Source organism: Oleiphilus sp. HI0079 (assembly GCF_001635105.1).
The window spans coordinates 1-319 of sequence record NZ_LWFT01000459.1 but is presented as its reverse complement, the minus strand read 5'-3'; the positions used below and the strand labels follow the sequence as shown (position 1 = coordinate 319).

The window sequence follows — 319 nt, the reverse complement described above, 5'->3', positions numbered from 1 at the left end:
TAGTATTCTGTCTGACATTCCAAAGGCGCTCCCTTCGTTAGGGCGTGCAGATAAATTGCAGCGTCGCGCCTCTAATGTCGGGTTTGATTGGGACAATATTGACGATGTGTTTGCCAAGCTCGAAGAAGAAATTGGTGAGATACGCGAGGTTATTCAGGACGCAAAGGACAAGAGTTTCCGAGAGCCTGATATTCATGCAAGGCTTACGGATGAAGTGGGTGATTTGCTGTTTTGTGGCGTTAATCTAGCGCGTTTTCTGAAGGTAAATCCCGACGAGGCATTGCGTGGCTGTAACGATAAATTCACCCGGCGCTTTAAT

At 47.3% G+C, this 319-nt stretch carries 1 protein-coding gene; it reads left to right on the top strand.

Translation table 11 applies throughout. The annotated features are described in order from the left end of the window. Nucleotides 1–319, top strand: a 319-nt coding sequence (locus A3750_RS05965; protein WP_304440176.1) for a MazG nucleotide pyrophosphohydrolase domain-containing protein, incomplete at both ends; no start/stop codon positions are given.